General features: G+C 70.4%; 10 protein-coding genes and 2 rRNA genes. 10 read left to right on the top strand and 2 right to left on the bottom strand.

The annotated features are described in order from the left end of the window. The 7 genes from Q8Q85_02590 to Q8Q85_02560 form a co-directional block, all read left to right on the top strand. Positions 1 to 334 (top strand): 23S ribosomal RNA (locus Q8Q85_02590); the annotation flags it as partial. A 123-nt stretch (positions 335 to 457) separates the two neighbouring features. Beyond that, positions 458 to 574 (top strand): 5S ribosomal RNA (gene rrf / locus Q8Q85_02585). Between the two features lie 136 nt (positions 575 to 710). After that, a complete protein-coding gene (locus tag Q8Q85_02580; GenBank protein ID MDP3773130.1) occupies positions 711 to 2,342 on the top strand; it encodes a hypothetical protein in 1,632 nt (543 codons plus the stop codon). Positions 2,343 to 2,366: 24 nt separating this feature from the next. Next, on the top strand, positions 2,367 to 2,489 hold the full coding sequence (locus Q8Q85_02575; GenBank protein MDP3773129.1) for a GTPase: 123 nt from the start codon (positions 2,367 to 2,369) through the stop codon (positions 2,487 to 2,489). Positions 2,490 to 2,756: 267 nt separating this feature from the next. After that, a complete protein-coding gene (locus Q8Q85_02570; GenBank protein MDP3773128.1) occupies positions 2,757 to 3,170 on the top strand; it encodes a HEPN domain-containing protein in 414 nt (137 codons plus the stop codon). After that, positions 3,143 to 3,475: a nucleotidyltransferase domain-containing protein gene (locus tag Q8Q85_02565; GenBank protein MDP3773127.1), complete on the top strand. Its 333-nt coding sequence runs from the start codon at positions 3,143 to 3,145 to the stop codon at positions 3,473 to 3,475. Before Q8Q85_02570 ends, Q8Q85_02565 begins: the two co-directional genes overlap by 28 nt. A 350-nt stretch (positions 3,476 to 3,825) precedes the next feature. Then, complete coding sequence (locus Q8Q85_02560) at positions 3,826 to 4,176, top strand: nucleotidyltransferase domain-containing protein (GenBank protein MDP3773126.1); 351 nt, start codon at positions 3,826 to 3,828, stop codon at positions 4,174 to 4,176. A gap of 165 nt (positions 4,177 to 4,341) precedes the next feature. Here the strand turns inward: Q8Q85_02560 and Q8Q85_02555 are convergent, their stop codons facing one another. Together Q8Q85_02555 and Q8Q85_02550 are read right to left on the bottom strand one after the other, a co-directional pair. Further along, positions 4,342 to 4,767 carry a PIN domain-containing protein gene (locus Q8Q85_02555; GenBank protein MDP3773125.1) on the bottom strand — a complete coding sequence of 142 codons (426 nt, stop codon included), beginning with the start codon at positions 4,765 to 4,767 and terminating at the stop codon, positions 4,342 to 4,344. Further along, a complete protein-coding gene (locus Q8Q85_02550) occupies positions 4,751 to 5,044 on the bottom strand; it encodes an AbrB/MazE/SpoVT family DNA-binding domain-containing protein (protein MDP3773124.1) in 294 nt (97 codons plus the stop codon). Before Q8Q85_02550 ends, Q8Q85_02555 begins: the two co-directional genes overlap by 17 nt. A gap of 208 nt (positions 5,045 to 5,252) precedes the next feature. On the opposite strand from Q8Q85_02550, the gene Q8Q85_02545 reads away from it, so the two are divergent. From Q8Q85_02545 to Q8Q85_02535, 3 genes are all read left to right on the top strand, one after another. After that, on the top strand, positions 5,253 to 5,528 hold the full coding sequence (locus Q8Q85_02545) for a hypothetical protein (GenBank protein MDP3773123.1): 276 nt from the start codon (positions 5,253 to 5,255) through the stop codon (positions 5,526 to 5,528). After that, complete coding sequence (locus Q8Q85_02540) at positions 5,464 to 6,522, top strand: BTAD domain-containing putative transcriptional regulator (protein ID MDP3773122.1); 1,059 nt, start codon at positions 5,464 to 5,466, stop codon at positions 6,520 to 6,522. The genes Q8Q85_02545 and Q8Q85_02540 overlap by 65 nt, the downstream gene beginning before the upstream one ends. Before the next feature lie 154 nt (positions 6,523 to 6,676). Beyond that, positions 6,677 to 6,916: a GTPase gene (locus Q8Q85_02535; GenBank protein MDP3773121.1), complete on the top strand. Its 240-nt coding sequence runs from the start codon at positions 6,677 to 6,679 to the stop codon at positions 6,914 to 6,916. Positions 6,917 to 7,046 lie beyond the last annotated feature (130 nt).

Raw genomic sequence — 7,046 nt, 5'->3', positions numbered from 1 at the left:
GGTACATGAGCTGGGTTCAGAACGTCGTGAGACAGTTCGGTCTGTATCCGTCGTGGGCGTAGGAGCATTGAGGGGCGCCGACCTTAGTACGAGAGGACCGGGTCGGACCGACCGCTCGTGTACCGGCTGTCACGCCAGTGGCACCGCCGGGTAGCGATGTCGGGTCGGGATAACCGCTGAAAGCATCTAAGTGGGAAGCCCTCCCCAAGATAAATGCTCCCGGAGCGCAAGCTCCCTGAAGGGCCCTCGGAGACTACGAGGTAATAGGCGGCAGGTGTACAGGCGCGTAAGCGTGTCAGCCGAGCCGTACTAATCGCCCGTGAGGCTTGATCTCTCCCCCTCGGAGTGATCACCTCAGTTGCCACGTCACCGTTCCTCAAGCGGGCATAGCCGCACCGCCGCACCGGCGCACAGTGGAACCGTGCGCCCGTGCCCGCCGTGCCCGCTGCTAGATTTGGCTGGCGACATGCGCGCAGGGGTCACACCCGTTCCCATCCCGAACACGGCAGTTAAGCCCTGCAGCGTCGATGGTACTGCCGACGGACGTCGGTGGGAGAGTAGACCGCCGCCAGTCTTCCCTGCGAAGCCCGCACCCGATTCAGGATGCGGGCTTCGTGTTTCCTGGCGCTTCGGTCGAGCCGTGGTGTCTCTCCGGCGGAGAGCGCCCCGATGGGTCGCGGCCATTGCCGGCTGGCTGTACATTCGCTGCCGTGCCACCCGTGAACGCAGCGCGTGAAGCCCCCGATCCATCCCGCTGGACGCGCCGCGGCGTCTTGGTGCTTCTCGCTGCCGTCGCTGCGCCGCCCGCCGCCGCCCAGTGCCCTGACGGCTCGCCGCCACCCTGCCGCGGCGCGGCGGCCCGCGTTGCGGCCGCGCCGGCCGGCAGCATCGCCGTTCTCCCGTTCGTCAACCGTTCTCCCGATTCGGCGGACGCCTACCTCGCGGACGCGCTTCCGGAACAGATCTTCGGTCGCCTGGCCCGGGTACGCAGCCTCGCGGTCAAGAGCCCCACCGCGGTCGCCGCCCAGTGGCGGCGCACGCCCGACCCGATGGCCGCCGCCCGGGCGCTGCGGGTCGAGTGGTTCGTGACCGGTTCCATTCGGCGGGCGGCCAGACAGCTCTCCGTGAGCGCCGAGCTCGTGCGGGCGGCCTCGGGCGACGGCGCGTGGGGTGCGCCGTTCCGGCGCGGTGACGACGACCTCGCCGCGATCGAGGAGCAGATCGCCGAGTCCGTCGCGGTCGGCATCGTAGGCCGTCTGGCGCCGGCCGAGCTGACCGCGCTGCGCCGCACGCCCTCCCGCAACACCGACGCCTACCGCCTGTATCTGTACGGTCGGTCGCTGGCTGGGCGGCGCACCACCGCCGACATCCAGGCCGCCGTGAACGCGTTCGCGGAAGCGGTAGGCCGAGACTCCGCTTTCGCGTCAGCTTGGGCGCGCCTGGCCTTCGTTCGTTCCCTGCAGGTCCAATGGGGCAATGAGGAAGGCCTTTCGCGCGACTCGTTGGTGGCCCTTTCCGGGACAGGGATAGACCGCGCGCTGCGGCTCGACTCCAACCTCTCCGAGGCCTGGCATGCCCGCGGGACCAGAGCGGCCATCGAGAGTGATCTCGGCGAAGCGCACCATGCCCTGGAGCGCGCGCTCAGGCTGGATTCGCTGAGCGCGGACACGTTCCATGCGCTCGGCTACTTGTACAGCGTTGACAACCTCGATCTGCCCGACGTCGCCGAGTCCCACTACCGCCGCGCGCTCGCCCTCGATCCGGATCTGCGCAATAGTTGGCGGCACCTCGCGCTTTCGCGCCGGGACCAGGGCCGGCTTGCCGAGTCGGAGGCTATGCTCGATACGGCGCTCGCGCGCGGACCCTGGGGCATGGGACACGCCGAGCGCGCCTCCGTTCGCTTTGCCCGTGGAAACGGTACGGGGGCGCTCGCCGACTTGGCGGAGGCGCAGCGGCTCGGCAACCTTCCTCTCGGGACCAGGGCCAGCCTCGCAGCCTCGCGCGCCCTCTACGCTGTCGCGGTCGGCGACAGCGCCCCCGCGCGGGCGCGCCTGGACACGCTGCGGGCTCGAGCGGACAGCGGACGCCCGAATTACCGCGAGATCGCGACCGTGAGTGCGGCACTCGGCCAACGGGAGGCCGCGCTCAGCGCGCTAGAGAGTCTTCGCCGGAGTGCGACTCCTCAGACCGAGCCACGGTGCGGCGCTGCGCCGTGCTCCGTGAGCCTGGCGACGTGGCGTGCGCTCCATGACCCGATCCTCGCGCCGCTGCAGAGCGATCCACGCTTTCAGCGCCTCCTCGCCGAGACGCGTCCTCGGGTTCCGTGGTTGGCCGCCCGTTAGCGCTCTGACCGTAGATACTGTTTCGTGACCCGCTGCGGCTTCGTCGCCCTCGCCGGCGCCCCCAACGTCGGAAAGTCCACCCTGCCAAACGCCCTGGTAGGCGACCCGCTGGCCATCATCTCCCCCAAGCCGTCGCGGCCACGATAACCGCAGCGAGCACCACGATCGCCGCTCCAGCTCCGGCCACCACCCTCGCCCACCGGCCCGTCTCTGTCGCCACGTATCCTCCACCGGTTCCTCGGTGCCCCCGTGCCGCGGTGCCCCTGCCGCGATACTAGCCGCTGACCGTCCACGCGCCGTACCCTGGCCGTCCCTTTGCTCGTCCGGGGACCCGGGGACCAGGGGACCGGGGGCGGGGGACGAGGGGACAGAGACGCCGCGAGAGGGGCACCGGCCGCAAGCGCTTGACGCCCGGTGTGCCGACGCCCCATCTTGCGCGCCGCGATGCGCATCGAGGCCGAGCGACTGATCAAGCAGGCGGAACGCGACCTGGCGAACGCGCGCAAGAACATCGACATCGGCGCGTTCGAGGTCGCGGCGTTCCTGGCCGAGCAGGCGGTGGAGAAGCACCTCAAGGCGTGCTGGATGATCGTGCGCCGGGAGGCGGCGCCGCGCACGCACTCGCTGACCGAGCTGGGCGACGCGCTGGGCGTGCCGGCCGGCGATCGCAAGCACCTGGTGTACCTCAACCCGGACTACACCACGGCCCGCTACCCGGACGCGGCCAATGGCGTGCCGTACGAGGTGTATGATCGGCCGACGGCAGAGGCGAAGGTCGTGGCCGCCGAGGAGGCGTTCCGGTGGCTCCGGTCGTTGACGAGAGAGTAGAGCGGTTCCGCCGCGAGGTGCTGCCGAAGCTGGCCGCGGCCTACCGGCCGGCCCGCGTGTTGGTCTTCGGATCGCGGGCGCGCGGCGACGCCCTGCGCGACAGCGACCTCGACGTGCTGATCGTCTCGACGCGGTTCGCCGACACGCCGTGGCTTGATCGGCCGGTGCGGGTGGCGGAGGACTGCGACCTGCGCTTCGGAGTCGAGCTGCTGTGCTATACACCCGAGGAGTACGAGCGGAAGCGAGAGGAGCTGGGCATCGTTCGCACAGCGAGCGCCGAGGGGCTGGACCTGCTGGCGCCCTGAAAGGGAGTTGCGGGTGTCGAACGCGGCCCGCGCCGGGATCCCGGTGCGGGCGTGGTGTTTTCGGCATAGTTTGGGACCTGTCATCGTGAACCAGTTGCTGGAGCGCAGCCCGGATGTGGGACCTGACGCCACCGCCGCCGTGCGGCGACCCCAAGCCGTCGCGGCCACGATAACCGCAGCGAGCACCACGATCGCCGCTCCAGCTCCGGCCACGACCCTCACCTACCGCTGGTCCACGCGCCGTACCTTGGCCGTCCCACTGGTCGTCCCCCGTCGCTTGCGGCCCGTCCCGTCCCGCCGTGGCGCGCATGTGGACCGGCGCTTATGCTTGGGCGCTGGAGGTAGACACGATGAGTGACGCCACAGCGCCGAATGCCGACGTGCTGCGAGACGATCCGCTGCTGAGGGAGGTCGTGCGCCGCCTCGTGGCCGTGTTCGAGCCCGAGCGCGTGTTCCTCTTCGGTTCGCGGGCTCGCGGCCCCGGCGGGGCGGACAGCGACTACGACCTCATGGTGATCGTTCCGGACGATGCAGCGCCGGAGCGGCGCCGGAGCGGCCGCGCCTACGAGGCCCTGTGGGGGTTGCGGATGTCGACCGATGTGCTCGTGTGGACCCGCTCCGCCTTCGAGCAGCGGCTGCACCTCGCCGCGTCGCTTCCAACCACGATCGTCCGGGAAGGCACGCTGCTGCATGCCGCCTGATCCAGTCCGCGTCGGCATGGCCGTGGTCTCTCTGGGGGCTGGATCCGCCGTTGGAGCGGAAGGTGGCATCGAGGTTGTCGAGCAGGAGGACGGGCACGGCGCGGGCGCCTCGGGTGAGGCCGAGGCCAGGCGACCATGTGATGCCGGACGTGGCGGGCCATGAGGCTACCGGAACGGGTCGGTGATCCTCACGCTGCCGTACAGCCGCCCATGCTGGAAATCCTCAGAGTACAGCTCGCTCAGGCCGAAGATCTCGGCATACGCCCACAGGTGCGCGTCGAACCACCCGAACTGATATGCGGCCGCGCCGCGCAGGGCCAGTCGTACCAGCGCGTCGTTCGGGTACAGCACCTCGAACTGGAGCAGCATCTCTTCGGCTTCCCGCCGCGCCTCGTCGGGTGTGAGGAGCGCCCGCCCGCGGAGCTTGACGCGGGTGACGGCGGCGACGAACTCGACGATCGCCTGGTGGGGGACGCGAATCGAATCCTCCGCGATGCCTCGGCGCAGGAGTTCCGTCGCGACCCGCTGTTTCTCCGGAAAGCGCGGGTCGTGACGGTAGACGAGAATGTTCGTGTCAACGAGTGCGGCCACGGTCGTACAACCCGGCGCGGGTCCAGCCGCGGTCCGCGGACGGTGCGCCGCGCTTCTGCGGCCGCCGCCGGTCGCGCTGCGCTTGCCGCCGGGTCGCCTGGTCAAACACCCGCAGCCGAGCGTTCACGTCCGGCGGCTCCAGACGCGCGGCATCCGGTATCAGTCGAATGAAGTCCCCCGCTTCCACGAACGCGACCTCATCGCCCGGGGTGATGCCGAACTGCGTGGCGATGGCTTTCGGGATCGTGACCTGAAGCTTGCTGGTGACCTTGGCCATATCCTTACTCTAGCAAGGATGCTGTCCTTGTCAAGGACGCTGGGCCGCGCGGTCCCACCGGCGGCGCCCGGCCCCCGGCGTTTTCTGGTCCCCCGGTCCGTCGATCGGTCGGTGGCACTCTAGCCCCCGCGTGTCCCGGCACCGTACCTTGGCCGTCCCTCTGCCCGTCCGGGGGACGGGGGGACAGGGGGATGGGGGGACCGAGGGGATGGACGCGCCACCATTCGAGCTGCGCATCCTGGGGCCTACGGAGCTGCGCGGTCCGGGACCGGACCCTGGCGACGCCGTGGTGCGTCAGCCGAAACGGCTCGCCCTGCTGGCGCACCTCGCGCTCACCACTGCCGAGGGCTTCCGGCGCCGGGACAAGGTCATCGCGCTGTTCTGGCCGGAGCTCGACCAGCCTCAGGCGCGCACCTACCTTGAGGAAAGCGCTCTACGGAATCAACGAGGCGCTCGGCGCGGAGGTCTTCGCCATCAGGGGTGAGGACGAGGTCCGACTCGACCCGGCGCGGTGCTGGTGCGATGCGGTCGCCCTCCCGCAGCTCACGCGCGAGGGGCGGTGCCACGAGGCGCTCGCGCTCTACCGCGGGGACCTGCTCGAGGGATTGTTCCCCGACGGCGTGGCGCAGGAATTCCACGAGTGGCTCGACGGCCAGCGCCGAATCTTCCGGGAGCAAGCCGCCGCCGCGGCGTGGGAATGCTCCCGGATCGAGGAGGAGCGCGGGGACCGCAAGGCGGCAGCGGTGATGGCACGCCGCGCGCTCGAGCTGACGCCGGATGATGAAGTGGGCGTGCGCCGCCTGATGGCTCTGCTCGACCAGCATGGCGATCGCGCCGGCGCGCTGCGCGTCTACAGCGAGTGGCAGGCGCGGCTCCAGTCGGAATACGGCGTCGAGCCGGCGCCGGAGACGCGGAAGCTGGCGCGCAAGGTCCAGGCGGCCCGGAAGGGCGAGTCGCACGAGACCCCGCCCACGATGGCGTCGCTGGCGGCGGTGCCGGAGGCGGCCGGAACGAGTGAGGCCCGGGGGCACGGGGGCACAGGGGCACGGAAGTACCTGATCGGCGCCGCGGCGCTCGTCCTCGTCGCCGGGATCGGCGGCGCGTTCGCCGTATTGCGCAACGGCGCGACCGAGAGGGTGGACCCCTCGTCCGTCGCGGTCCTGCCGCTGCGCGACATCGGCGGCTCGGGGCAGGGCGGCGAGAGTGAGCGCTTGACCGAGGAGCTAACGAACGCGCTGGTCCGCATGCCGGGATTGACCGTGCGCTCGGCGTCACGTGCGCGCGACGTCGTGGAGCAGGGCGGGGACGTGGACCGCATCGGCCGCCAGCTCGGTGTGGCATTCGTAGTCGACGGCGGCGTGCAGCGCGCCCCGTCAGGGCTCCGCGTGACGCTGCGCCTCGTGCGCGCGGCAGATGGGGTGGCGGTGTGGGCGGGATCCTACGATGCCGCCGCGACGGACCCGATGACCGCCGCGTAAGGAAGTGGCCGCCGAGACCAGCGCTGAAATCGGCGCGCGACTGGCGTCCACACAGGAGCGGGATTCGGTGCGCTGAAAGCGGGGGACGGGGGGACCGGGGGACCGAAAGACGGAGGGTCTTCCCGTCCCCCGTTATACCTTCCTCCATGCCCCGCTGCGGCATCGTCGTCCTCGCCGGCCGACCCTCGCCGGCAAGTCCACATTGCGCAACGCGGTGGTGGGTGAGAAGCTGTCGATCGTCTCCCCCAAACTGCAGACCACGCACGAGCCGGTGCGCGGGCCCTTCACCGATCAGGACACGCAGATCATCCTGGTGGACCCCGCCGGGCTCTTCGATCCGACCTACCAGCTGGAGCGCGCCATGATCCAGTCCGCACTCGCGATCGCCGGTTAAAGTGGTACATGAGCTGGGTTCAGAACGTCGTGAGACAGTTCGGTCTGTATCCGTCGTGGGCGTAGGAGCATTGAGGGGCGCCGACCTTAGTACGAGAGGACCGGGTCGGACCGACCGCTCGTGTACCGGC

The sequence above is a fragment of the Gemmatimonadales bacterium genome, from assembly GCA_030697825.1.
GTDB lineage: Bacteria > Gemmatimonadota > Gemmatimonadetes > Gemmatimonadales > JACORV01 > JACORV01.
Note: the sequence above shows the minus strand (reverse complement) of the source record. Positions and strands in the feature narration are given on the sequence as shown.